This is a genomic window from Actinacidiphila acidipaludis, assembly GCF_019890725.1.
GTDB lineage: Bacteria > Actinomycetota > Actinomycetes > Streptomycetales > Streptomycetaceae > Actinacidiphila > Actinacidiphila acidipaludis.
Genome location: NZ_JAINZZ010000165.1, coordinates 1 through 290 on the forward strand (window position 1 = coordinate 1; position 290 = coordinate 290).

Genomic DNA, 290 nt, shown 5'->3' on the forward strand with positions numbered 1-290 from the left:
CGGTTGCGGTATCTGCTGAGCGGCCTGTGTGCCACTGTCCTGGTGGCTGTCGCGGCGTTGATGCTGCCGGGGACCGCGAACGCCGACACGGTGGTCACCTCGAGTCAGACCGGCAGCAACAACGGGTACTTCTACTCGTTCTGGACCGACGGCGGTGGCTCGTCGTCGATGACTCTTGGCTCCGGGGGGAACTACAGCACCTCGTGGAGCAACGTCGGCAACTTCGTGGCCGGCAAGGGCTGGAGCACCGGCAGCCGTCAGACGGTGAACTACTCCGGCAGTTTCAACCC

General features: G+C 64.8%; 1 protein-coding gene. It reads left to right on the forward strand.

What is annotated here, in order from left to right:
- Positions 1-3: 3 nt before the first annotated feature.
- Positions 4-290: glycoside hydrolase family 11 protein (locus K7862_RS37160; RefSeq protein ID WP_222970233.1), on the forward strand; the 287-nt coding region annotated here is incomplete at its 3' end.